The organism is Streptomyces sp. NBRC 109706 (assembly GCF_000974485.1).
Classification (GTDB): domain Bacteria; phylum Actinomycetota; class Actinomycetes; order Streptomycetales; family Streptomycetaceae; genus Streptomyces.
This window is the reverse complement of record NZ_BBOM01000010.1, coordinates 200,862-223,981: the sequence shown is the minus strand read 5'-3', so window position 1 is coordinate 223,981 and position 23,120 is coordinate 200,862. Positions and strand designations below refer to the sequence as shown.

Here is a 23,120-nt window from a genome sequence, read left to right as displayed (position 1 = left end):
GCCGGTTCGCCGCCAGGGCGGACCGGCGTCCACCGGCCAACAGCCAACGCCCGGCGCTGACAGGGAAGTTGATAGAATGTGAGGCATGACGCAGCAGGTCAAGCGGGCTTTTCGGTACCGCTTTTACCCCACGGACGAGCAGGCAGCTGAGCTGTCGCGCACGTTCGGCTGCGTCCGTCTCGTGTACAACAAGGCGCTGGAGGAGCGCACTCGCGCGTGGTACGGCGAACACCGCCGTGTCTCCTACGTGCAGTCCTCGACCGCGCTCACGGAGTGGAAGAAGACCGAGGAACTCGCCTTCCTGAGGGAGGTGTCCTCCGTCCCGCTCCAGCAGGCGCTCAGACATCTTCAGACGGCGTTCGCCAACTTCTTCGCCAAGCGGGCGAAGTACCCCCGGTACAAGAGCCGGAAGAAGTCCCGCGCGTCGGCCGAGTACACCCGCAGCGCCTTCAAGTGGCGCGACGGGAAGCTGACGCTGGCGAAGATGGCCGAGCCGTTGGATATCCGTTGGTCGCGTCCGCTTCCCGAAGGTTCGGTACCGACGACGGTGACCGTCTCTCGCGACAGTGCCGGACGTTGGTTCGTGTCCCTGCTGTGCGAGGACACCATTACCCCGGCACGGCCCACCACGGCGGCGGTCGGCATCGACGCGGGCATCACCTCGCTGGTGACCCTGTCCACCGGGGAGAAGATCGCCAATCCCCGGCATGAACGGCGGGACCGGGCGCGCCTGGCGAAGGCACAGCGTGAGCTGTGCCGCAAGGCGAAGGGATCGGCGAACCGGGAGAAGGCCCGGCGCAAGGTGGCCAAGGTCCATGCGCGGATCGTCGACCGGCGTCGTGACTTCCTGCACAAGCTGTCGACTCGACTCGTCCATGAGAACCAAGTGGTCGTGATCGAGGACCTGTCGGTCCGCAACCTGCTGAAGAGTCATTCCCTGGCGCGCGCTATCTCGGACGCATCGTGGACGGAACTGCGCTCCATGCTGGAGTACAAGTGCGCCTGGTACGGGCGTGAACTCGTCGTGATCGACCGCTGGTTCCCCTCCAGCAAGCTGTGCGGGGCCTGCGGCACGGTCACGGCGAAGATGCCGCTCAACGTCCGCGAGTGGACGTGCGAGTGCGGCACGGCGCATGACCGTGACGTGAACGCGGCACGCAACATCCTGGCCGCCGGGCTGGCGGCGTCTGCCTGTGGAGACGGTGTAAGACCTCAACGGGAGTCCTCCCGGACGGGGCGGTCGTTGGTGAAGCAGGAAACCCAGCGGGCGACCGCTGGAATCCCCCGCCTTTAGGCGGGGGAGGAAGTCAACCCGTCGGCACCTCCGTATCGCCGAGCGGCACCAGGCCGATCGAGATCCGCTCCACCCCGGACTGCCACACCCCGCGCACGTCGGTGAGTCGGAACCCTCGCTGGATGCGCCAGCACTCGTCGCCGGTCACGTCGATGCGCTCCCCGGGCACCAGCTGCCGCACCGTGATCGGTGCGTCGGGGGCGAGTTGCGCGTCGGCCGGCATGGAGATCACCATTGGCGCCGGGTAGCGGCCTGACAGTTCCTCCCGCGCGGCGCGCTCCAGGTCGGCCGGGTCCGGGTCGTCCTCATCGACCACGACGATCCGATCCAGCCGCCCGTACGGCGTCCCCGTGCGGCCGGTGCCGACCGTCACACCCTCGGAGATGTCCTGGCTGCCCGGTCGTTGGGTCGTGGCGAATGCGTAGGTGGCAGCCTCCAGGCCGTCGCGGATGATCTCCACGTCGCCGGCGAAATCATCCATGGTCAGGCGGGCCTGCGGGATCGTCTGCTCGGTCGGTGAGCCACGCAGCACGATCGACCTGCCCACGGTGGTCCAGGTCAGGCCGCGTTTGGTCCACTCCCGCCAGGCGTCCGCCATCGGCACCGTCCAGATCGCGTCGTTCGTTGATCCGTCGCGCTCGACCTTGATGGTGGGCAGGCCGTCCTCACGCACCACCAGGTGCTGCATGATCCCCGCGTAATCCGCAGGGTCAGACAGCGCCGACTCGATCATGTTCAGCCTGAGATGGTTGGCCGCGATGTAGGCGATCGTGCCGCGACGGCGCCCCTGGGCGTCCGGTGTCGCCGTGGTGTAGCCGACGCGGTAGGTGTTGACCAGCTGCTCCAGCCAGGCAGTGACGTCCTGCGCCTCGATGACGATTTCCCCGCGGCGGGAGCGCACCCGGGTGATCGGGCCCTGCCAGATCGGTGTGCGGTCATCCGCCCGGTAGATCGACAGCTCGTGCACCCAGGGGTGGATCTGCTGCACCTCCGTGCAGCAGTCCGGGTGCGCGCCCTTGGGGATGGTGACCGACGCGTCTGCCACGTCCCGCTCGGTGCGGGACCACTCCATCGCATCGGCGTCGTCGAGGAGTTGCAGCGGCAACTCCAGTGCGCCGCCGCGCCAGTGGACCCGCGCCGCATACTCGCCTGCGCAGCCCAGCACGTTGGCGCCGCCGGCGACCGGCGCGACTGTGCCGCAGCCGCCCGGCGGCGTGTAGGTGATCTCCTCGGTGGTGAGGGTCTGCGGCGCTTGGCCGACGCGTTCGATGGTGAGGACGTAGTGTGTCGGCGTACACCGTGGCGGCGCCGTGTCCAGCATCGTTGATGGCCAGTCGATCGCCTCGGCCTCCGCGCCCGTCCCGGCGAACAACAGATGTCCGCCGGGGCGGGTGACGCGCCACGTCACCACGCTGGCCGGGTCCTGGATCGCGACCGTCAGCTCGATACCGGCGCCGGACGGGGCTGGCACGGCGGATATGAAGGTGCCGGGGCCCGGCTCGGGTTCGGTCGCGTACAGCGCCACCCCGCGCTCACCGGCGGCGCCGACCGCGAACCCGAAGAACAGGCGGGGCCCGTCGGCCGCCAGCGGCCCGCTCGCCAGGACGCCGATGGCCTCCGCCTCGCGGTACTCCAACTCCTCGTGGTGCTCGTTGGGCACGTTGCGCACTACCGTGCCGGTGCGCAGGGAGACGATGACGAACCGGGCGTTGCCGCCCGGGTTGCTGTCGCTGTAGCCGGTGCCGTGGTGCTGGTAGATGTACTCCCCGAACAGCGTCCACGCCTGGTAGTCCGATGCTGCGCCGTCAGGGAAGGGGGCGTCCCATAGCGGATCGTCGAACTCGTGGGCCACGAACGCCTCATGGCTCCACACGCGGTACCGCAACTCGCCGCCGGCCGAGTAGCGGGCGCCGACCTGGCCGTGCGCCAGGTCCAAGCCCGGGGTGATCGACCGCGCCCCCGGCACCGGATCGAACACCTCGACCTCCGGCGCCCCGACATCCAGCACCGCACCGTCCTGGAACGGGAACCGGGCAACCAAGCGCCCGTGGGCGTTGCGGCCCTCCGCGACCTCAGCCGCGTCGTAGCCAGTCCACAGGTGCAGCTGCTCGCCCACCCACTCGACGCCCAGGCCCGAGCCGTGGTCGAAGCGCCGCACGTACATGCTGCCCAGCAGGTCGCCGTCGGGGGAGACGCGGCTGATCGCCAGGTCGCCGCGCGCTGCCCGCGCCGCGCCGGATACCGGGGCGTCCTCGCCGGCCAGTTGCCGCCCACCGTCCACCACCTGCGTGACATACACCTCGCCGGTGACCGGATCGACCGCGGCCTGCTGATGCACCCGCCCCTGCGAAAGGCGGGTGCCGACCGGCAGCAGCGGCGACACCGGCCCGGTGGGGTCGAGGAGGACAGCCATGTCAGATCACGTCCGTCCTGGGCACCAGCAGCACCCGCGCCCGCGCGTCCTCCGACGTGTCCGTGGCGAGGGACCACACCTCCACACACAGCCCGGACGGGCAAGGGAAATACGGATACCTGTAGAGGCCACCCTGCTGCCCATACAGGTCCGGCCGCGCCAATGCCGTGCCGACGAACTCCGTCTCGCACGCGATCTGGGAACGCTCCGTGCGGCCGTCGATCGTCAACACCGACTCCGCCGGCACATAGGAAACGTTGGCATCGCCGCACGAGTCGCACGGGTCCAACTCATCCACGCCACACTCGCCGCCAGCCGGGTTGGCCCAGAACCTGACCAGCAACCTGCGCATGTCGGCCCCGCCCGGCTCCACCTCGATCACCGGGACCAGCGTCGTCCACGCCGGATACTCATCCGCCGCGACCGACAGCCGGGTCACCCGGAACTCCGCAACGCCCATGCCGTAGCACGGCGAGACCGGCGCCGGTGGAGCCGGCGGCAGGATCGGCGGCGGACACAGCGGATCAGTCGCGCACGGCTCCGGCTCCAGACACCGCTGGTACACCTGGTCCGGGTCCTGCCGCACCAACTCCCCGCCACCCAGCGGCACCCACTCCTCCCCAGCGAGCGGATCGCTGTAGATCCAGGGGTTGCCCGCGAACAGGTTGACCGTCACCTGCAACAACACCAGGCCGTCACCCGCGTACTGCCGCGCCCCGGACTGCACCCCCCGCGCCACCCCGACGTCGTACAGGTACCGCAGCGACCCGTCATCCGGCGCGGTCGGGCAGCAGGCGAACACCGCCATCTCCATGCCCCGGCACCCGGCCGAGCACGAGTCCCCGCCCAGCGCCCGCGACAACCAGCCCAACCCGTACACCAGGGCACACTCCGAGGCGGCAACCAGCGTCATCACCACGGTCATGTCCCGCGCCGCGCGCCGCGGCGCGCCCGGCACGCCGCCACCCTGCGAGCGTTCCTGCGAGCCCTGGGTGAGGGTCGACATCCCCAACCCGTCGATCCCCGAGTTCGACCACACGCCGAGGAATTCCACCGACTCCGGCACGATCGGGTCATACCAGGGCGCGTCATCCGCCGCCGGGTTGCTGTACGGGGCATGCCCCAGCACCTCCGGCAGAGCCTCGCACCGGTCGCAGTTCAGCTGGATCCCATACTCTGCCGCGTAGGTCGCGGCGCGCTCGTTGTTGATGATCTCGTTGCAGCCCACGTTCAGATAGCCCGGATACACGTCACACCCCTGCCGTCACGAACATGCGATGCACCTGCGTGGCGACCACCCGGCTGTCTGCGGCCGGGGAGGTCACGTTCCACGTGTGGTACTGCGTCGTCTGCTGCGGCGCCTGGAGCGCACCACGCTGGATCAGCAGGTCGATCAGCCCGGACTGCTGCGCGAGTTGAGCGGCGCGCGCCGGCCTGGTGAGGGGGATGACGACCTCAGGGCCGGCCTCTCCGATGCGGGCGATCGTGTCGCCATACACGATCGCTCCGTTGGCCAGCTCGGGAATTTTGCTCACGTTGACGGGGGAGAACTTGTTGAACCCGTCGATGGCCGAGTTCACGAGCCGGATGCCCTCGTTGAGGAGCGATTTCAGCCCGTCCCACACCGACGACCCGAACGACGAGAGCGCGGACTCGATCTGACCCCGCAACCCCTCGAAGAAACCGACTATGCTCGCCAGTCCCTCCTCCACCCAGTCCCCGGCAGTGTCGAGCGCGGACGACATCACGTCGCCCAGGAGGCGCCCGAGATCCCCCAACGCGGAGACCGCGTTGCCCGGGAAATCGCGGAGAAACTGGAGACTCGCCTCAAGCGCTCCCGGAATGCGCGATGCCACGTACTCGAACGCGGCGCCCATCGCGTCCCACAGTGTGGAGCCCAGCGACGCCAGCCCATCAGCCGCCTGACCAGGGAGGTTGACGAAGAACTCGCCGATCGCGGGTCCTGCATCGTCGGTCAGGAAATCGACAACAGCCTCGATCGCGGTGACGAACGCCAGCACCAGCAGTCCGGCCAGCGCGCCGAGGCCCATCGCGATCAGCGCTGGCAGGTCCAAGAACCATTGGAGGAGGCCGAGGAACATCTCCGGCACGGTCTCCGTCAGAAATTCCGCCGTCGCCTGCCACGCGGCGCCGAACGCGTCGGAGATCAGCCCGCCGAGATCCGAGAAGAAAGCGGGCACCGTGCTGGTGAAGAAGTCGGAGACGGCCTGCCACGCCGACTGTAGGTATGGCAGCAACTGCCGCCCGATACTGACGAACGCGCCCGCCAGCCCGGTCAGCACCAGCCCCGCCAGCAGCGCCGGCAGCGCGACCAGGAACCCCAGCCCTTTGAGGACGAGCGGCCCCCAGTCGCCGATCGAGTCGCCGATCCGCTGACCGATCCGGTAGACGATGCCCGGGATGCGCGGTAGGGCTGCGGAGATGCCGGACTCGATGTTGCCGATCAGGCGCACGCCGACATCGCGCAAGTCCGGTAGCACGTCCTCGACCGCGTCTCGCAGGTCCCCGAACTGGCTGAAATCACCGGTGAACAGGCCGGTCATGGCCTGCTGGAACTCGCGGCCGACGCGCTGCAACCGGGTGCCCATGTTGTCCCGCAGTGCATCCCCGGCGCGGTCTGCGGCCCCGGCGACGTTGTCCAACTCGCCGGCCGCGCTGTTCAGATCGAGGCTTTCCCACGCCTGGCCCAAATCCTCTGCTTTGGTGCCGAACAACCCGATCGCGAGCTGGTTGCGTTCCAGCGGATCCTCGATCGCCTGGAGCGTGTCGAACACCTCGTCCAGCGCGGCCCGCGCGTCCGATCCCCCGGCGGCGAATGCGTCCGACAGCTGGTCGGCGTTCAGCCCCAGGTCCTCGAACGCGTCCACGACACGCTCGCCGCCCTGCGCGGCTTCGATCGAAAATTCTTTGAGGGCATCGGCGACGGTGTCCGCGTCGCGGGCGCCGCCGGCCAGGCCCTGCTGGATCAGCCCCAGCGCCTCCTCGCCCGTCAGCCCCAACTGCCGGAACTGCGTGGAGTACTCAGTGAATGTGTCGAGGAGATCCTCGGCTGCGTTCGCGCCGCCCTGCACGCCGCGCGTCAACAGGTCCAGGCCCTCGGTGGCGTTATCCACCAGGCCCGTGCGCACCATCTGGCCGACGGCGCGCGCCGTCTGGCCGACGTCCTCCTCCATCAGCCGCGCGACGTCTGACAGTTGCGTGGAGATCTCCGTCAGCTCAGGGATGTCGCCAGCCCCGGCGAACCCTGCGCGGACCGCGGCCTGGACGGCCTGGCTGCCCTCCTCCACGCTGTCCGCGACGCCGCGGGCGTACAGGTCGCCCGCCACGGTGCCTGCCTGATGTGCCTCGTCAGCGGTGACTCCGAGCTGCGCCTGCAGCATCCCCGCGATCTGCTGCTCTTCCAGCAGCCCCTGGAACCCGGCGTTGAACGCGGCGATCAGAGCAGCGGCGTACAGGGCGCCGACAGCGGCCAGCGCGGCGGGCCCGGCGGAGCGGAGCGCCGCCGTCATCCCGGCGAGCATGCCGCCCCCGGCGCGCCGGCCAGCGCCGCCCGGGTCGCCATCCCCCCCGCCCCCGCCACCGGGGCCGATCGTGATGGTGCCGGTGATGGCGTCGATTTCGTCCCGCAGCTGCTGGAGCGCATCGTCGGCGTCGATCGTGACCGGCACCGTCAGGTCCGGCGGGGTGAGCGAGCGCAACTGCGCCTGAGCGCGGTCGACATCGGCCGTGACCGGGATGACGATGTCGGGCACTGAGACGCGGCGCAGCGCCTCCTCGACCTCCCGCACCATGCGGTCGGTCGCGGCACGTACCTCGATCTCGGCGTCGGCCCCAACCTGCGCTGTCAGGTCCGGCACGGTCAGAGACCTCAACTGGGCCTGCGCCTGGTCTATGTCAGCGGTGACCGGGACGGTGATGTCGGGTACTCGAACGCGCCCGAGAGCATCCTCGATCTCCCGCACCATGCGGGCGGTCGCGGCCCGCACCTCGACCTCGGCGTCAACGCTCTTCAGGGAATCGCTGAGGGACTTCTTGTCCAGTGTGACCTTGACCTTGACGGCAGGCTGCCGCCGAGCCTCCTCCTGGAACCTGGTCCAGAAGTTGCGGGTGTCGGCCTCTACCTCGACCTCGGCTGTGCCCAGCGTCATCTACGCCACCACCCCAGGCGGCGGCATGGAGACCCGCTGAGACCACGACGCGGCCTGCGCCTCCTCCGACCATGTCGATGCCGCCCACGCTGCGGCCGAGGCGACGATCCGGTGCGCCGGCTGGCTGGCGGCATCGAATCCGTGGTTCACGCACCACATCTCGTACGCCAGCCGCGCCTCGGCCGCCTCCTGGAGGATGCGGTGCGCCGTCCACCACGCCACCCCATACACCCGGCGCGCCAACGCGAACGCGAGAGGGCGCAGCGCGGGCCGGTCGAGCTGGTCGTCAGGGTCAGCGAGCCGATCCTCCCAGTAGCGGCGCTGGCCGTCGGGCAGCGCCCCGGGCATGAGAGGAGACCAGTCGTCGACGAGGGCCCACAGGCAGGCGGTGGGGCCGTCGGGCTGGTCCATGATGATGCGGATGGGATCGCCGTCCAGGTCCGCGTCCACCACGATCGGCAGTTGCAGTCCGAACAGCATCAACGCCGCCTGGCCGGTGCCCTCTTGGTGGCGGCCCTCTTCGCCGGCGCCTTCTTCGTCGGCGCGGTGCGGACAGTGCGCGGCTTCGGCCCGGACCCCAACGCCTTGAACGACTCTTCGAGCGCCTTCGACCACTGGGGGCCGTTCTCGTCGGACAGCAGGTAGCGCACCAGCTCCATGAGGGTCGCCAGCGTCACGTCCTCGACATCCGGGTCGACCAGCATCTCGCCGATGCGCTCACCCGCCTCGCTGCCGAAGATGGCGGCGGTGTAGCCGGCGACCAGGTCCATGCGCCGGTTGGTGGCCGTGTCGGCCATCCGTGCCAGCACGGCGTCCTTAGGGCAGCGGGCGATGAACACCTCGCCGCCGATCCGCACGTGCGCAGGACGCCCGACGGGCTTGGCGAGGGTGGCTGTGTCGATCTCGATGACGGGTGCATCTGGAGCGCTCATGACCGGCGCCCCCCTTTCCTCAACTACCGGAATGGGTGGGCCGCTTGGTACATCCGCCGGGGACCCTGGGCACGGCAGAGCGCACCCCTACTTTACAGACGAGTAGGGGTAACGGGGAGCGGGCCGAGCGGTGAACTCCAGCACGCCGGCCACGCAGCCGCCCTGCGGACCCAGCGTCCGGGCGACGACCGGCGTAATCCCGTAGCGGGCCAGCGGCTCGCAGCACACCAGCGCCTGCATCAGCAGATCCTGATCCCACGCCAGGTCAGCCGACAGCTCCGACGCCTCATCGCACCCCAGCCCCTCCTTGCGGGTGGGCCAGCAGCGCGCGACACCGGCCTCCATCAGCCACTCCTCACCCCACGACGCCGGCCCGCACACCCCGCCGTCGAACCCACGCGACCGGGGCGCCTCCGACGGGCGGTAGCGGCGCTCGATGATCCGCACCCACCCCACGCCCTGCCCACCCGGGCACTCACAGTCGCACCCATCGGGCAGGAGGCGCCGCTCGTGGGTGATCCACTGGCAGCAGCAGACCGCCCGCCCGGCCTCGGCCAGTTGGGCGCACAGGCAGGCGATCAGGTCGTGCACCATCTCCTCAGCCCGCTCGTCACCCGCCACCAGCCACACCCCCCACAGTCACGGCCCGGCGGCATTCGGAATGGCCGCGGAACCGCCACCGCGGCGCACCGGGGTCGTACACGCGCGGCACCTGGAGGGTGCGCAGCGGGTTCACGATGTCCAGCCACTCGTCAGCCGCAGCCACGCCGGTGTCCCGCGTCGACGGAGCCCGCTCCCACTCAACATCACCGCGCCGCACGCTCGTCGCATCCCGGGGCGGCCCGCAGTCGACACCGCACGCGTCCTGAAACAGATGGCACGCCAGCGCCGAGACGGCGCGGATCGCGTCCCAACTGGATGCCGGGTCGATGCCACGCAGGTAGCGAACGCACCACGTGCCCGGGGCGCCGCAGGGGCGCCGCAGATCCTGCCCGTGCGGCCAGCAGCCGTCCATCAAGTAGATGCCGCCCTCGCCGTTCACGTCCCACTCAACGCCGCGCTCCAACTCACGCCCGTCGATCCGCACGTGCAGCACGTCGTGCACCGGGCCCGGCAGGTAGACGGTGCAGCACGGCTCACACGACGAGCAGGCGCAGCACCCCGAGTTGTACATGCGCCCTGCGGACAGCGCCGGGTTGAGCACCCCGTACCCGGCCCCGTACACGTTCGCCGGGTAGCCACGCGTCTGGCACTGCGGCGGGCCACACGGCCTCACCAGGTCCTCGCACAGCCCCCACCGCCAGGCGGTCAGCGTCCGCAGCCGCTCCGAGGCGATCGCGCGGGCCCGCAACGCCGCGACCTCCTCCGAGGTGAGGCCGCGGTCGGGAGGGGTGGGGCCGGAGATCTCCTCCCACGTCTCCGGCCACGTCGGGCAGCACGTCGGGTCGATCGGCCACGGCAGGCAGTCACACATGTCACCCACGGCTGGCATCCGGCCCCACCTCCTCTCGGTTCGATCCGCTGGTCAGCTGCCGGTGATGGGGACCTGCGCGACCTGGCAGCCACGGAACGAGGTGCGCTCCGCCCTGGTCGCGCACACCCGGTAGCGGCCCGGGTAGCGGTAGACGTGCTGCGCCTCCACCACCAGCGTCGCCGGGTCCGCCACGATCTCCGTGGTCTGCCGGTCACCCCAGTTGATGACGACCTCACCCTCAGCCTGCGGCGGCAACACCACCGTGGCGGTGACCCTGTTGGGCTCCTCCGGCGTGCCGGCATCCCCCAGCGCGATCTCCGGCTCATCCGGCGGGAGCGGCAGCGGAATCTCCCGCTGAGCGCACACCACCGGGTCCTGCGCATCACAGACGCGGATGACGGCGGCCCCGCCGGGGGAGCCGTAGGAGTCGTCCGAGTAGCGGTGCGAGACCGTGGTCAGCTCGGCGACCTCGACCACGGGGGAGCCATCACCCCAGTCCACCAACACCGGGCCAAGGCCAGCGTTGTCCGCCCACAAGTCGACGGTCAGGCGCGGGGACTCCTCGGGCCGGCCGGAGATGACCAGGGTGGCCGGCTCGGGGATGGGCCGGTCGACATCGGCGCAGTCGCAGTCCGCCTCCGGCGGGGGGAGGGTGACGATGCCCTCCCAGTACGGCTCGTCCAGGTCGGGGTCGAACGGGTCGGGCAGGCCAGCCGGCACGCCGTCCTGCAACGTGATCTGGTACGGGCCACGGCCCCATTGCGTGCCCCGCTTGGTGCGGCCGGTGAACGGGAAAGCGACTTCGTCGGCGCCGCCCATGGTGATCTCGCCCGGCGTGCCACCAGTCACCCACGGGTAAACCCGGTAGTACCACTGCCCCTCGCCGCCGTCGCCAGCAGCGCACATGTCGTTCGTGCCGCCAGCCGACGCCCACACCTCGACCGCGTACCCGGCCGAGCAGTCGATGACATTCGACTCGAACCGGCCTATCGCCTCGCCCGAGGAGTTCCGGCTGATGCGTGCCGATGGGTTCATGAAGTTGAACCCATCGAGGCTGATCTGGGACCAGTTGATGCCCAGGGAGTGGTAGTCCACCCGGTCGCAGCCGGGCTCGGTCCAGCACGCCTGACCGTCGAACCCGGTCTGTGTACGCGGCTCGGCCTCCGTCACCTGCGGGCTGTCGGTGATCGTCGCGATACACCTACTGATGACGGCGTTGCACGGCCCATACACGGGCCGGCCACACACATCGACCCGGGTGATGCGCACGACCTCCCACCGGGCAGGAGTGATGCAGGTACTCACAGGACACCCCCTCCAGGGCAGTTCGGGACGGCCGCGCTCAGCGCGAGGCAGTCAGCCGTGACGACGTAGATGCGATCGGCCTCACCGATGCGCTCGTTGCTGCGGGCCTCGAAATGCCCGGTGGCGATGGGGGAGGTGCGCCAGACCGTGACCTGGCCGGTCAGCAGGACCAGGGTGTCCTCGGCATCGACGGTGTCGAGGGCGTAGCCGGCGCCAGCGGCGATGGGCGTGCCCCAGGGCGTCTCCAACTGCGCGCCGTCTGTGGTGCGCTGCGCCAGGTTGTGTCGGAACAGCTGTGGCAGCAGCTGGCGCGGGACGTGCAACACGGGCTGCCCGCCGTACACCCGCGTTGCCATGCCCTCCAGGCGGCCGATGGCACAGTCCAGCGGCATCGGGCCGGGCGCGACCATCGGCGCCTGAGCGATGGCACGATCCCACCACTCCTGCTCGATCCGGTATTCCTCGCCGCGCTCCAGCTGTTCCCGCGCAGCCTGTTCAGCGTCGAATGTCGGCGCGACGCACACCGATCCGGACGTGACCGTGACCGGCGCACCCTCGACCCGCACCGGACGAAACGGCGACAGAACCCTGTCGCCGGTGGGGCACCAGCCCTCCAGCGATCCGGTCTCCATGTTGCAGAGCGGGCTGTAATACTCAACGCCCCGCTCCCACGGCGCGGGGGCATCCGCGCCTGACCCCTCGCCCTCTTCGGCCACCGTGCCGGACTCCTCGGCCTCTACGGCCACCGAGAGGAGGCCGTAGAGGCGAGGAGCTGCAGGCGGGGCGGCGACCTGGTGGCGGACCATGTAGTCCACGGGAGTCGTCATGTCCCCTCCTCAGGGTTGAGGAGGGCTACTTGGAGCCCTTGCTTGACCGCGAGCCCCTAGAGCCGGCCCCGTTCTGCGCCGCGGTGCTGGGCGCGGTGACGCTGGCTCCGGCCGACGCGACCGGCGTAGCCACGGCGGCCTCCAGCAGAGGCTCGGCGACGGCGGCCTGCTGCGGGGCAGCGGCGCCCTGGCCGGCCCCGGCCGCCGCCACGGGAGCGCCAACGGCAGCGAGCTGCGGCGACTGGGCAGTGGCTAGCATCTGCTGGAGCGCGGCGACCAGCTCGTTGATGACAGTCGTCTGCGCCTGAGCCTGGCCCTCGCCGCCGCCGTCCCCGCCACCCGGGGAGCAGGTGATGACCTCCTGGCCGCCGGAGACGCCGGTGGGGCACAGCGGCACGGTGTAACTCTTGGCGGCGCCGCACCGGTAGGCGATGGTGGTGGTGTCCTCAGAAAACAGCCTGATCTCGCGGTTGGCCTGCAACAGGGCCTTGTCGTGAACCATCTCGATCTGGACGCTCGGGCCGGTGATCGCCACGAATGCGCCGGCCTGGTAGATGACGAACGACATCTGGTCCGGCCACTGGGTGGGCGTGGCGTCGGAGGACAGCTCTTCGTCCTGCCAGTCCCACACGAACTGCGGGCGAATACCCCTGGTGAGCAGGTAGTTGATGACGTCCTGCTCGCTGGCGGCCCAGCGGCCCGCGATCGCGTTCTTCTTGGACAGGTCAGCGCGCAGCACGCCCAGCGCGAAGCGCGGGAAGATGGCCTCCAACGTCGTGTTGAGCGCCAGGCGGCGGCGGGTGCGGATGTGCTCAGCCTGCAACTCCACGAACGACAGCAGGCTCTCGATGAGGCCCGGACCGTGGTTGCCCCACTCGGTCAGGTCGGTGTGGCCGCCGGACATGCCGCCGATCTGGTCGACGATCGACTGGATGCGCATCCGGTTGGCGTGCCGCTGGTGCGCGATCGTCAGCTCGGTGATGGCGCGTTGCACCGTCAGCGGCTCGATCCGCGCCTGCAGGATCCCGGTCTCCAGGCAGAAGGAGCAGCCCTCCAACTTGAACTCGTCCCAGCCATCCGGGCACGGCAGGCTGACACACGGCTTCTGGAGGTCGTAGCCCAGCTGCACGTCGTCGTCCGAGAAACAAAACGGCTCGTACAGGGCGCTGAAGTCGGGGGTGCGGGGAAACATGACGCCGCCGCGGGTGGTGACCAGCGTCGGGATGTCGAGCATCGCGTCCAACGACCCGTCAACCGGGCAGTACTCCTCGCGCAGCTCCATCGGCGCGCACCAGGCGTAGCCGCCGAACGGGCCGCCGGGGATCGGCGTCGAGGCGGTCAGGGACTGCCGCTTGAGCATGGAGGCAGCCAGGGAGCCGCCGGGGAGGCGGGACTCGTCGGCGGCGGTGTTCAGGCGCTCCCAGTCGCGGATCTCGTCAGTGACGAGGTGCGTGTCGGGAGCCTGCCGCTGGAGGGAGACCAGGGGGACGCGCTGGCCGGAGCCGGAGCGGGCCAGGGACCGGGCGCGGGCGATCGCGGCGGCGGTCAGGGCGCGGCCGTCAGCGATGGTCTGCCCGGAGAAGTGATTCGGGAGGTCCGAGGCGGCGACCATGATGACGTGCTCGCGGCGGGCGGGGCCGCCGGCGGACGGGCCGCGGCTGCCGCCGGAGGCGGTGACCGGGGCGCCGCCGCCCCCGCCACCCCCGCCAGCGGGGGCGGCGTCGAGCGCCTTCGTAGCGGCGATCTTCTCCGCGAGCTTTGCGGCGTGGGCGGCGCGCTGCTCCTTCGCGCGCTGCTCCTCGATGGCGGCGATGCGGGTGTTGACCGCGTCGGACACCTCGGACAGCAGGCCGAACTCGGCGAGGGCTTCTTCGCTGATGTCGGCGTTGGTCGGGTCGACCGCTCCGCCCTTCTCGCGCACGGCTGCGCTCATGGCGGCGAGGTCGATGCTGGTGGAGGCGAAGACCTCGTCGAGGAGGTGTCGGCGGGCCTGGGTCTGCTCCTCGGCGGTGAGGTTGGAGTCGATCTCGCGGAGTTGCGCGAGGATTTCTTCGAGGTTCATTTCGGTCTACCTCTGGACATAGAAGGGCGATTCCTCGTCGCCCGGCCCAGAGTCACCAGTCAGCAGACATCAACAGGCTACCCATGCGTTTATCCAAATGTCTAAGGTGCCTAGGTACCATGACCGAGTGGTATTTGACTTCGCAGTAGGGGCGCTCGCCGTCCTCGCCCTCGCGCGCCTCAATCGGCTGGCCGTGAGAGACATCATCACGGCCCCGCTGCGCCACGCCCTCAAAGCGCGCGCCCCCCACGCAGCGGCGGCACGCTGGGCCACCGCTCTCCTCATGTGCCACTGGTGCACCGGCATCTGGTTCTCTGCCGCCGTCACCGCCTATGTCCACCACCACATGAGCTGGAGTTGGTGGCTCTACCCCGTGACAACCCTCGCGATCGCCCAGCTAGCCAGCGACTACACCGACCAAACCAACGGCATCCTGGAGCGCTGAGTGGGAGTAGTCAGGACGCCCCGACGTCGCATCGTCGCCGCAGCCACCGTCGACCCACGTGGCGTCGCCGGCTACCTCCCCACCCGCACCGTGGCCGGCGCCCCGTGGGATCTGTACCGCCTAGTCCCCGAACTTCAATCGGGAATCGAGTGGCTGGCCAACGCGGTATCCCGCGCCCGGCTCTACGTCGCGCTACGACAGACCGACGGAGACTACGAACGCGTCACCGACCCCAACGTCACCGCGATCGTGGACGAGGTGTTCGGCGACGGCGCCGCCCAAGGCGAGATCCTCCGCCGCATCGTCACCCACCTCAAGGTCGCGGGCGAAACTTTCCTGTTCCCCTACAACGACAGCCGGGACACTGCGTGGGCGGTGGCCTGCCCCTCTGAACTGCGCACGGGCGTCGCCGGCCTGGAGTACCAGACCGACGCCGCCTCATGGGCTCCGATCCACGCCGACCGCATGGTCCGCCTGTGGCACCCCGACCCCGAGCACGGCTGGCGCGCCCACTCCCAGGTGCTGGCGATGGAGCCGCTACTGCGGCAGATCATCGCGCTGACAGCCCGCTCCATCGCCGTCAACGAGTCCCGCCTCGCCGGCAATGGAATCCTCGGCCTACCCGACGGGCTATCGACCCCCGTACCCACCTCCGAGGGGCAGCCCAACCCCGTTCGCCCACCAGACGTGATCACCGCACTGGAGGAGGCGATGGTCCAGCCCATGACCGACCGCGGGCTGGCCTCATCCGTCGTCCCGTTCACCCTGGTTGGCGCACGCGAGGACATCGCCGGCATCCGCTGGATCACCATGGCCTCCGAGCTGGACGGCAAACTCACTGAGCACCTGGAGCAGGGGCTGCGCCGCATGGCCATGTCGATGTCTCTGCCACCGGAGATCGTTCTCGGCCTGGGAGGCAGCAACCACTGGAACGCGTTCGAAATCGTGGACCAGGCCGTCACGACGATGGTCGAGCCCGAGGCAGACCTGATCACTCACGCCGCCACCATCGGAATCCTGCGGCCCGAGCTGAAACGCCGCGGCATCACGCTCCCCCGCGTAGCTGTACGGCCTGACCTGACCGACCTCATCGTGCCCCCTGACCGCTCCCAAGCCGCGCGCAGCGCCCGACAGAACGGCCTGCTGTCCAACGAGGCGTGGGCCCGCTACGAGGGATTCAGTGAGCAGGACCTACCGTCTGCGGACGAGCGCCTACAGAATCTGATCGAAGACGTCGTGCGCAACGCCCCCAGTCAGGCCCCCTACCTGCTGCCTGTCCTCGGCTACGACGTCTCTGGCTACACCGATACGCGCCCCACCGACGCCGCGCAGGACCAGCCCGGCAGCGGCGAGGGCAACTCCACAGACCAGAGCACGGACACTCAGGAAGCTGCCGAGCCGCCCACTACTCCAGGCCGCCCACAGCGCCCCGCAGCTCCTAGCGCAACCGCCAACCTGCTGTCTATGGACCCGCCGATCATGCCCCCCGACCCCGCCGAGGCATTGCTCACCGGCGTCGAGGCCGCTGTCATCCGGGTACTGGAGCGTGCTAACAACCGCCTGTGGCGCGCGCACTCCCGCTCGGTACGACCGGAGCTGCGTGAGGTACCCATCATCCAGATGCACGCGCACCTGCCGGTGACCGCAGCCATGAAGGACCGGATGCTGAAGGGCGCGTACACGGTGTGGGAGGACACACTCCCCGGAGTCGTACCGCTGGTGTCGTCCTATGTGGACTACCTCATCGACAACCAGATACCCCACTCGCGTGACCTGCTGGCCGACACCCTGTCGCGCGTCGCCGAGGAGTCCGCGATGCGCGACAACGAGGCGCTGCTGGAGCCGACTGATGCCTGAACAGCGGGTGCAGCCGGTCGGCGAGGACGAGCTGACTGGCGCGGTCGAGGAGGCCATCACGGAATGGCTCGGTCAGGCCCGCGTGACGGCTGCCGTCGCGTGGCCCGCAACAGGGGCGTGGCGCGGCCTGGTGGAGCGGATCGTTGCCCCGGTCTCCCGCCGCTTCTACCTCGCAGCTGCCGCAACAGCCCCGGACGATGACACGGTCGCCCGGTTCGTCGGCGGCATGGTGGACCGGCTGGCGGCATCCACGGTGCCGGCCGATGTGCGGGCCGCCCACGCCCAGCATGGTGACGCCGTGCTCTCCCCCGACTGGGCCGGCTCAGACGGGGACGCCCTGCCATGGCGGTCCCGCGCAGCGCTGATCGGCAGCCACGAGGCCCAGGTCACTGCCATGCAGGCCGCGGCCGACACCGCACCCGGCGGGACCCGCAAACGGTGGCGGTCCCGCGGCGATGACCGCACCCGCCGCTCCCACCGGGCCGCGTCCGGACAGACCGTCCCCATCGACACCCCGTTCCGTATCGGCAGCGCCAGTCTCCAGTACCCGGGCGACCCGTCGGGTCCGGCCGACGAGGTGCTCCGCTGCCGCTGCGACATGTATCTCATCACTCAGGAGGACAGCGTGACCGCTGCTACCCAACCGAAGGTCACGGCGGCGGTGACCGCCGACCTGGAGGCGCCATGGGCGCCACGAGACACCCCATGGGAGCCGGACGAGGCACTGTCCCGGCTCCAGGAATGGGCCACCGACGATGGGGAGCTGGAAGAGGACCAGCTGGCGCGCGCCTACCTGTGGCGTACCGACGGACCGCCTGCCGACTGGCTGCTGCCCGTCGCGGACATCGTCGACGGCCAGCTGGTGCTGGTGTGGGACGCGGTCGCCGCAGCTGCCGACCTGGTGCAGGGCGGCGAACTCGGCCTGGCCGACGAGGAGGCCGCGCAGCTACGCGAGGTGCTGGACTCCCTGTACGTGCGCGCTGCTGCCGAGTGGGGGGACGAGGAGATCATCTCCCCGTGGCAGCGCGAGGAGGCCGTCGCTGCTGCGCTGCGGGCCGCCATCATCGCCGCGCCGGAGACGAGCGAGCACCTGATGAAGGCCCTGGCTGCCGCGCGGGATGACGCACTGCGCATCGCGGAGTCCGCGCGACGCCGCTCCCTCGCCGCGTCCGCGCTGGGTCAGGCGATCGAAGCAGCGCCCGAGTGGCGTCCGCCGGCCGAGTGGTTCCAGCCCCCGGCCGGTGAGGACGGCCCGCTGGTGTCGCCGGAGGGCCGGGTGTCGGGCTACGTCGCCCCCTGGCTGGATGTGGACGGCCGCCCCATGGTGCACGCCGGGTACGCCCCCAACGGCGAGGCGATCCACGTGCCCAAGGGCGGCTCCTACGGCTACTTCCACGCTGGCAACGTGATCCTCACGCTCGACGACGGCAGCCAGCTGCACCCTGGGGCGCTGACCACCGACATCGGGCACGGCACCGCTGACGGCGATCTCGCCGACCAGGTCGCGCACTACGACAACCCACTGGCGACTGCTGCCGCGGTCATCGTCGGCGAGGACGACACCGGGATCTGGATGGCCGGAGCGGTCCTGCCCGAGGTGCTGCGTGACGCGGACCGGATGACGCGGCTGCGGCTGATGCCGGTCTCCGGACACTGGTCGGAAACGCAGTTGGGCGCTCCGATGGAGCTGGTCGCGGTCACGGCCGTCCCGCGCCCCGGTTTCCCGCAGCGGTCGAAGTCGGGCTCATGGGAGTTGGCCGCGTCGCTGGCCGCCGCAGCTGGCGGCGCCGGCAGTGTCGACGTCCTGCGGGAGCTGGCGGAGCAGATGGGCGCGGCTGCCGAGACGCTGCGCCGCATCATCGCCACCGCCGTATCCAGCGCCGACGCACCACCGGCACCTGAGAGCGACAACGGCGGCGGGGAGCCGGCGCGCACCGAACCGGCCGAGCAGGACGGGCCGCCCCTTCCTGACGGTGTGCCGGCCGAGCTGGCGGCGGCCGCACGGGAGGCCCTGGCCGATGGGAGCGTGACCGCCGCTCATGTGCTGCCCGGTGTGGACCTGCCGCGCCCGCTACAGGTGCTGGCGGACTGGCTTACGGAGGCCGGTACGTCGTCGCCGCAGGCGCGCAGCGCGGCTGTGCGGGCAGCGGAGTCGATCTGCCGGTCGGACGCGGTCGAGCACGTGGGGGTGCGCATGATGGCGTGCCGCCTGCTGTCCGAGTACAAGGCCCGGAAGAAGGGGAACTGACATGGCAGGTTGCTGCGGCGGGGCGCGCAAGACCCGCACCACCACCACGGTGGCCGGCGGACGGCCGGCGCGAATGGCGTCCCGTAAGGGCCGGTTGCCGTGGATCCACCGCGCAGCCAGCGGCGGCGCGATGTCGTACTACGCGACCGAGTCCGAAGCGCAGCAGGCCGCCACCCTGTATGGCGGTGAGGCGCTGCGCGCCGAGGACGTGCAGCCCGAGTAGACCGGGTTGGGTGCCCACCACCTCCCCCCGTGCCGTGGGCACCCAACCCTCCCCCTACACGAGACCGATTGGCGGCCTGTTGTGGCGAGACTGACCCGCATGAATGACGCCGAGCTGCGGCGCATCGTCGCCGACCACGTCCGCCAGCTCACCGCCGACGTGCTCGCCGAAGCGGAGCGCACCACCCCGGGCAGTGGCCGGGGGGAGTTGCAGCGCTCCCACCACATGGACGTTGACGACTCAGGGCCCGTTATCGTCGGGCGGGTGTGGAACTCGGCACCGTACGCGATCTACGTGCACGAAGGCCGCGGCCCTATCCGCGCGAAGCCGGGGAAGGCGTTGGGGCCGTTGCCGCCGCCGTACCCCAGGTTCGTGCGCCGGGTGCGGGGCGCGGCCGGCCAGCCGTGGCTGGTCGAGGCGCTGGAGCGGGCCCAGCCCTACCCGGTGCGCCGCCGCTCCTCTTAGCGACCGGGGATGCGGCGCTGGTCCGGGGACGGGGGCCGCACGATCTGCTCGATACGGCGCGGCCCGGACTGCCTCACCAGGTGCCCGGCTGGCGGGCGCAGCAGGTCGATCGCGGCATACACGCTGGCATCGAGCCGACCGGGGCTGGGCTGCCCAGGCCGGTACGAGGCCCACTGCCGCGCCAACTTCGTCAGACCGCGCACGATCCGGAATCGCCCCATGGCCATCTGCTGGGCGATCGGTTCGGCCCGCAGGATTTTGCCGCGCTTGGCGGTGACGGTGTGGATGGCCGGCATCATGCACGTGCGCTCCCGCGCCTGCCATGCCACGCGGATCGGCTGCACGGTCAACTGGCCGCCGTAGTTGGTCTCCAGCACGATCCTGTCGGCCTGGTACTCCTCTGCCTGGTCGCAGACGCGGTCGGGCCACTCCGTCACCGGCATGGCGCCGGAGGCGTCCGCGACGATGTAGCAGCAGTCGTCTGCCCCGAGGATCGCTACGGTGATGCCGACCTCGTCCTCTCCGCCGCCGGCCGGGTCGACGGTCACGATGGTGCGCACGGCATGGGGGACGGCGGACGGCGCGACGGTCGCCGCCTCAATCACGTCCCACGAGACCAACGCGCCCTCACGCGGGCTCGGGTTGCACTGGTACAGCGACTCCCAGTCCCTGGGCAGCACCGATGTCTGCTTGTCGGCCCAGTGGGCGCGCAGCGCCTCAACGTCCCCCTCGGGGATCATCGGGTGGGGCAGCGGTTCACCGTCCGCCCGCCCCAGCGGGTCGCCGTGTGGGGTGAGTTCGCGGTCGGCCAAGGCCGGGAGGGTGATGACGCGCCATCGTCCGCCGTCCTCGATGCGGCCCTCGCGGTCGATGAGGCGCAGCATCGGGTCGTCGGGGGTCCACAGGGTGCCGATCATGACGACCGGGGCGTGGGGGGCGAGCCGGGTGAGTGCCGAGCCGGACAGCCACTCCCAGACCGCTTCGCGCGTCGCGGGGGATTCGGCTTCTGCCCGGTTCTTGTATACGTCGTCGACGAGCAGTACGTCGGCCGGGAAGCCGGTGATGCCAGCGCCGACGCCCGCGCTCTTCACGCCGCCGCCTTGGGGGGTGTACCACTCGGCTGCGGATGCGGTGCCGTGCTCCAACTCCAGCCCGTACCGGGCGCCGTAGTCGCGGACCAGGGCGCGGACGGCGCGGCCGTTGCGGGTGGCGAGGTCGGTGCCGTAGCTGGTGGTGATGATGCGCCGCCCTGGGGAGCGGGCGAGCATCCAGAACGGCGCCCAAATTGCGGAGAGTTGGCTCTTGCCGACCTGTGGGGGGCAGGAGATCGCGACCCGCGCCCCAGGAGTGCTGGCGGCTGTGGCCAGGGCCTCGCCGATGAGTCGCGTGTGGTCCCGCAGCTCCCAGGACGGTTCGAGGCGCGCGGCCGTCAGGTGCGGGGCGTTGAGGGCGAGCATGTCCCGGATGCGGTCCGAGACGGCCGGCGTGCTCACGACGGCCGGCCGCCGGTGACCAGGCGCTCCAGGTCGGCGATACGGTCCCCGTCGGCGCGCTCCAGGAGCTGATCGATGCGGGCCGCGATCTCGTCGTTGGTGACGCCCTCCTCGGCCGGGTTGAGGGTGGAGACGACCGAGCGGATGCCGGTGAGGGTGGCGGCGGACTCGGCTAGGCGGGACGCGGACGCGGACAGGCGGGAGATGTCCAGCGGCGTGAGCATGTCCGCATCCAGCGTGTGGGTCGCCCTGGTTGCCTTGGCGATGGCGACGGCGGCCAGCGCCACCATCTGCTCCGACAGGGCGGTGAGTTGCCGTACCCGGGAGTCGGCAGCGCGCTGGGTGCGGTGGTCCCAGTAGGCGTCACGGCGGGGCGCCCAGGCATGCCGATCGTACAGGGGCGCGATGCGGTTGAGGGGCTCACCCAGGGCGTCGGCGACTCGGTCCAGGCGGTCATCGAGCAACCCGCAGAACCTCATGAACAGCTCGTGCTCGGCGGCCTCCTCGTCGGGGCGCTGCTGCCACGGCTCGAACTCGTGGGCCTCGTCGCGGGGTTGCTGTTCGCCTGGGTGGTGATCGGCCACAGTAACCTACTTCCAGGTAGCGGAAATTCTTTTCCATTATGGCCCGTTGACGTGGAAACGCTTCCCTCACCAGCCACCCCCTCGACCGACCGGAGCAGCACATGACGGACGACCGGACTCTGAACCTCGCCACGCCGCAGGTCTGCTGCGGAGGTGTCTGCGCTGCACCGCAACTCCGTACGACCGATACCGATGCCGTGCCGGAGGATGCCCAGCGCGCGATCTACTACCTCCGCGTGGACGGTGCACCAATGGACGACCCCTTGGTCGAGATCGAAATCGACGCACCCTTCGACGGGCCGCTCCATGACCGTGACGGGGTCGTGCGCGTGCGCTACGGCTCGCGTGCCCTCAACCACGCAGTCCTACAGGCCATGGCCGACGCCATGCTCGCCGCCGTGCTGGAAGCACACCCCACGGCTCCCATGACAGCGTCGCGGCGTTACAGCGGAACGGTGACGCCGGCCGGCGCCACGTGGCCAGCACCCAGCGAGAGTGCCTGATGGCCACACCGCTGTCCGCTGACCGACTGGTGGCCGCGCTACGCGCCGAGGGCGTCAGGGTCGCAGAGCACAAGAGTTGGCGCACCCACAACCGGAACCACGCCGGATCCTGGGGGCCGGTGCACGGCGTCATGGTCCACCACACGGTCACCTCGGGCACCGCCAGCTCGGTCGACCTCTGCTACAACGGGCACTCCTCCCTGCCGGGGCCGCTCTGTCACGGCGTCATCGCCAAGGACGGCACGGTCTATCTGGTCGGGCACGGCCGGGCGAACCACGCCGGCAGCGGCGACCGCGCCGTGCTGGACGCGGTGATCGCCGAAGGCAAACTGCCTCCCGACCAGAAGGCCGACACCGACGGGAACAAGCACTTCTACGGATTCGAGTGCGTCAACCTCGGTGACAACAAGGACCCTTGGCCGGCCGAACAGGTGGAGGCGATTGTCCGGGCCTCGGCCGCGCTGCTGCGCGCACACGACTGGGGCAAGGACGGAGACACCTCCGTGATCGGCCATCTGGAATGGCAGCCGGGGAAGATCGACCCGCGCGGTCCCGGCGTCTCCATGGGCGACATCCGCCGACGCGTGGCCGAGCGCCTGAAGCATCCCGCCGACTGGAGCCCAGGAGGCTCGCCCCCAGAGGAGACCCCCATGCACACCTACTTCGAGCGGACGTCCGGCGTCACCCTGCGCCCCGGTGAGTGGTACACGATCACCTGGGATCGCGTCTGGACGCCAGGGAAGGGCTGGTCCGACCGTGACCGGGAGCAGACCCTCCTGAAGGGCGAGCGCCTGTTCAGCCTCGACTTCGCGGTGCGCGCCGGGGG

At 70.3% G+C, this 23,120-nt stretch carries 19 protein-coding genes and 1 pseudogene; 8 read left to right on the top strand and 12 right to left on the bottom strand.

Annotated elements, in window-relative coordinates; genetic code table 11:
* Positions 1-85: 85 nt before the first annotated feature.
* Positions 86-1,294, top strand: a complete 1,209-nt coding sequence (locus AOM46_RS23265) for an RNA-guided endonuclease TnpB family protein (RefSeq protein WP_062214610.1) — start codon at positions 86-88, stop codon at positions 1,292-1,294.
* A 13-nt stretch (positions 1,295-1,307) separates the two neighbouring features.
* Here AOM46_RS23265 and AOM46_RS23260 read toward each other — a convergent pair whose 3' ends face one another.
* The 10 genes from AOM46_RS23260 to AOM46_RS23215 form a co-directional block, all read right to left on the bottom strand.
* Positions 1,308-3,707: a hypothetical protein gene (locus tag AOM46_RS23260; RefSeq protein ID WP_062214608.1), complete on the bottom strand. Its 2,400-nt coding sequence runs from the start codon at positions 3,705-3,707 to the stop codon at positions 1,308-1,310.
* Position 3,708: 1 nt separating this feature from the next.
* A complete protein-coding gene (locus tag AOM46_RS23255; RefSeq protein WP_062214606.1) occupies positions 3,709-4,956 on the bottom strand; it encodes a hypothetical protein in 1,248 nt (415 codons plus the stop codon).
* Between the two features lies 1 nt (position 4,957).
* Positions 4,958-7,876, bottom strand: a complete 2,919-nt coding sequence (locus tag AOM46_RS23250; protein ID WP_062214604.1) for a phage tail tape measure protein — start codon at positions 7,874-7,876, stop codon at positions 4,958-4,960.
* Entirely contained in the window at positions 7,877-8,356 is a 480-nt protein-coding gene (locus tag AOM46_RS23245) for a hypothetical protein (RefSeq protein ID WP_062214602.1), read from the bottom strand.
* Positions 8,356-8,808 carry a hypothetical protein gene (locus tag AOM46_RS23240; protein ID WP_062214600.1) on the bottom strand — a complete coding sequence of 151 codons (453 nt, stop codon included), beginning with the start codon at positions 8,806-8,808 and terminating at the stop codon, positions 8,356-8,358. The genes AOM46_RS23245 and AOM46_RS23240 overlap by 1 nt, the downstream gene beginning before the upstream one ends.
* An 87-nt stretch (positions 8,809-8,895) precedes the next feature.
* On the bottom strand, positions 8,896-9,429 hold the full coding sequence (locus AOM46_RS23235) for a hypothetical protein (RefSeq protein ID WP_158920573.1): 534 nt from the start codon (positions 9,427-9,429) through the stop codon (positions 8,896-8,898).
* Entirely contained in the window at positions 9,419-10,300 is an 882-nt protein-coding gene (locus AOM46_RS23230) for a hypothetical protein (protein WP_062214597.1), read from the bottom strand. Before AOM46_RS23230 ends, AOM46_RS23235 begins: the two co-directional genes overlap by 11 nt.
* 33 nt (positions 10,301-10,333) lie before the next feature.
* Positions 10,334-11,452: a hypothetical protein gene (locus tag AOM46_RS23225; RefSeq protein ID WP_234313930.1), complete on the bottom strand. Its 1,119-nt coding sequence runs from the start codon at positions 11,450-11,452 to the stop codon at positions 10,334-10,336.
* A 131-nt stretch (positions 11,453-11,583) separates the two neighbouring features.
* Entirely contained in the window at positions 11,584-12,414 is an 831-nt protein-coding gene (locus AOM46_RS23220) for a hypothetical protein (protein WP_062214593.1), read from the bottom strand.
* Between the two features lie 25 nt (positions 12,415-12,439).
* On the bottom strand, positions 12,440-14,476 hold the full coding sequence (locus AOM46_RS23215) for a major capsid protein (RefSeq protein WP_062214591.1): 2,037 nt from the start codon (positions 14,474-14,476) through the stop codon (positions 12,440-12,442).
* 127 nt (positions 14,477-14,603) lie between these two features.
* Here AOM46_RS23215 and AOM46_RS23210 point away from each other — a divergent pair, with 127 nt between their 5' ends.
* The 5 genes from AOM46_RS23210 (at position 14,604) to AOM46_RS23190 (ending at position 19,714) form a co-directional block, all read left to right on the top strand.
* Positions 14,604-14,921 (top strand): hypothetical protein, encoded by a 318-nt coding sequence (locus tag AOM46_RS23210; protein WP_062214588.1) that lies wholly within the window; start codon positions 14,604-14,606, stop codon positions 14,919-14,921.
* Complete coding sequence (locus tag AOM46_RS23205) at positions 14,922-16,778, top strand: hypothetical protein (protein WP_062214586.1); 1,857 nt, start codon at positions 14,922-14,924, stop codon at positions 16,776-16,778.
* Positions 16,771-19,026: a hypothetical protein gene (locus AOM46_RS23200; RefSeq protein WP_062214584.1), complete on the top strand. Its 2,256-nt coding sequence runs from the start codon at positions 16,771-16,773 to the stop codon at positions 19,024-19,026. The genes AOM46_RS23205 and AOM46_RS23200 overlap by 8 nt, the downstream gene beginning before the upstream one ends.
* 1 nt (position 19,027) lies before the next feature.
* Positions 19,028-19,249 carry a hypothetical protein gene (locus tag AOM46_RS23195; RefSeq protein ID WP_062214582.1) on the top strand — a complete coding sequence of 74 codons (222 nt, stop codon included), beginning with the start codon at positions 19,028-19,030 and terminating at the stop codon, positions 19,247-19,249.
* 99 nt (positions 19,250-19,348) lie between these two features.
* Positions 19,349-19,714 (top strand): HK97 gp10 family phage protein, encoded by a 366-nt coding sequence (locus AOM46_RS23190; protein WP_062214580.1) that lies wholly within the window; start codon positions 19,349-19,351, stop codon positions 19,712-19,714.
* Here the strand turns inward: AOM46_RS23190 and AOM46_RS23185 are convergent.
* Together AOM46_RS23185 and AOM46_RS23180 are read right to left on the bottom strand one after the other, a co-directional pair.
* On the bottom strand, positions 19,711-21,207 hold the full coding sequence (locus tag AOM46_RS23185) for a terminase large subunit domain-containing protein (protein ID WP_062214578.1): 1,497 nt from the start codon (positions 21,205-21,207) through the stop codon (positions 19,711-19,713). The two genes, AOM46_RS23190 and AOM46_RS23185, sit on opposite strands and share 4 nt — an antisense overlap.
* Positions 21,204-21,791: a hypothetical protein gene (locus AOM46_RS23180; protein WP_062214576.1), complete on the bottom strand. Its 588-nt coding sequence runs from the start codon at positions 21,789-21,791 to the stop codon at positions 21,204-21,206. The genes AOM46_RS23185 and AOM46_RS23180 overlap by 4 nt, the downstream gene beginning before the upstream one ends.
* A gap of 101 nt (positions 21,792-21,892) precedes the next feature.
* Between AOM46_RS23180 and AOM46_RS23175 the strand changes: the two genes are divergently transcribed.
* Positions 21,893-22,294, top strand: coding sequence for a hypothetical protein (locus AOM46_RS23175; protein WP_062214574.1), 402 nt, complete (start codon positions 21,893-21,895; stop codon positions 22,292-22,294).
* Positions 22,294-23,061 (top strand): annotated as a pseudogene (locus tag AOM46_RS32440) (N-acetylmuramoyl-L-alanine amidase); the annotation flags it as partial. The gene AOM46_RS23175 and the pseudogene AOM46_RS32440, both read left to right, overlap by 1 nt.
* Between the last annotated feature and the right edge of the window lie 59 nt (positions 23,062-23,120).

Excerpts from the sequence above, each read along its gene's own strand:
- AOM46_RS23265 (WP_062214610.1), top strand. The coding sequence starts at position 86 with ATGACGCAGCAGGTCAAGCGGGCTTTTCGGTACCGCTTTTACCCCACG.
- AOM46_RS23260 (WP_062214608.1), bottom strand. The coding sequence starts at position 3,707 with ATGGCTGTCCTCCTCGACCCCACCGGGCCGGTGTCGCCGCTGCTGCCG.
- AOM46_RS23250 (WP_062214604.1), bottom strand. The coding sequence starts at position 7,876 with ATGACGCTGGGCACAGCCGAGGTCGAGGTAGAGGCCGACACCCGCAAC.
- AOM46_RS23245 (WP_062214602.1), bottom strand. The coding sequence starts at position 8,356 with ATGCTGTTCGGACTGCAACTGCCGATCGTGGTGGACGCGGACCTGGAC.
- AOM46_RS23240 (WP_062214600.1), bottom strand. The coding sequence starts at position 8,808 with ATGAGCGCTCCAGATGCACCCGTCATCGAGATCGACACAGCCACCCTC.
- AOM46_RS23230 (WP_062214597.1), bottom strand. The coding sequence starts at position 10,300 with ATGCCAGCCGTGGGTGACATGTGTGACTGCCTGCCGTGGCCGATCGAC.
- AOM46_RS23220 (WP_062214593.1), bottom strand. The coding sequence starts at position 12,414 with ATGACGACTCCCGTGGACTACATGGTCCGCCACCAGGTCGCCGCCCCG.
- AOM46_RS23215 (WP_062214591.1), bottom strand. The coding sequence starts at position 14,476 with ATGAACCTCGAAGAAATCCTCGCGCAACTCCGCGAGATCGACTCCAAC.
- AOM46_RS23200 (WP_062214584.1), top strand. The coding sequence starts at position 16,771 with ATGCCTGAACAGCGGGTGCAGCCGGTCGGCGAGGACGAGCTGACTGGC.
- AOM46_RS23195 (WP_062214582.1), top strand. The coding sequence starts at position 19,028 with ATGGCAGGTTGCTGCGGCGGGGCGCGCAAGACCCGCACCACCACCACG.
- AOM46_RS23190 (WP_062214580.1), top strand. The coding sequence starts at position 19,349 with ATGAATGACGCCGAGCTGCGGCGCATCGTCGCCGACCACGTCCGCCAG.
- AOM46_RS23175 (WP_062214574.1), top strand. The coding sequence starts at position 21,893 with ATGACGGACGACCGGACTCTGAACCTCGCCACGCCGCAGGTCTGCTGC.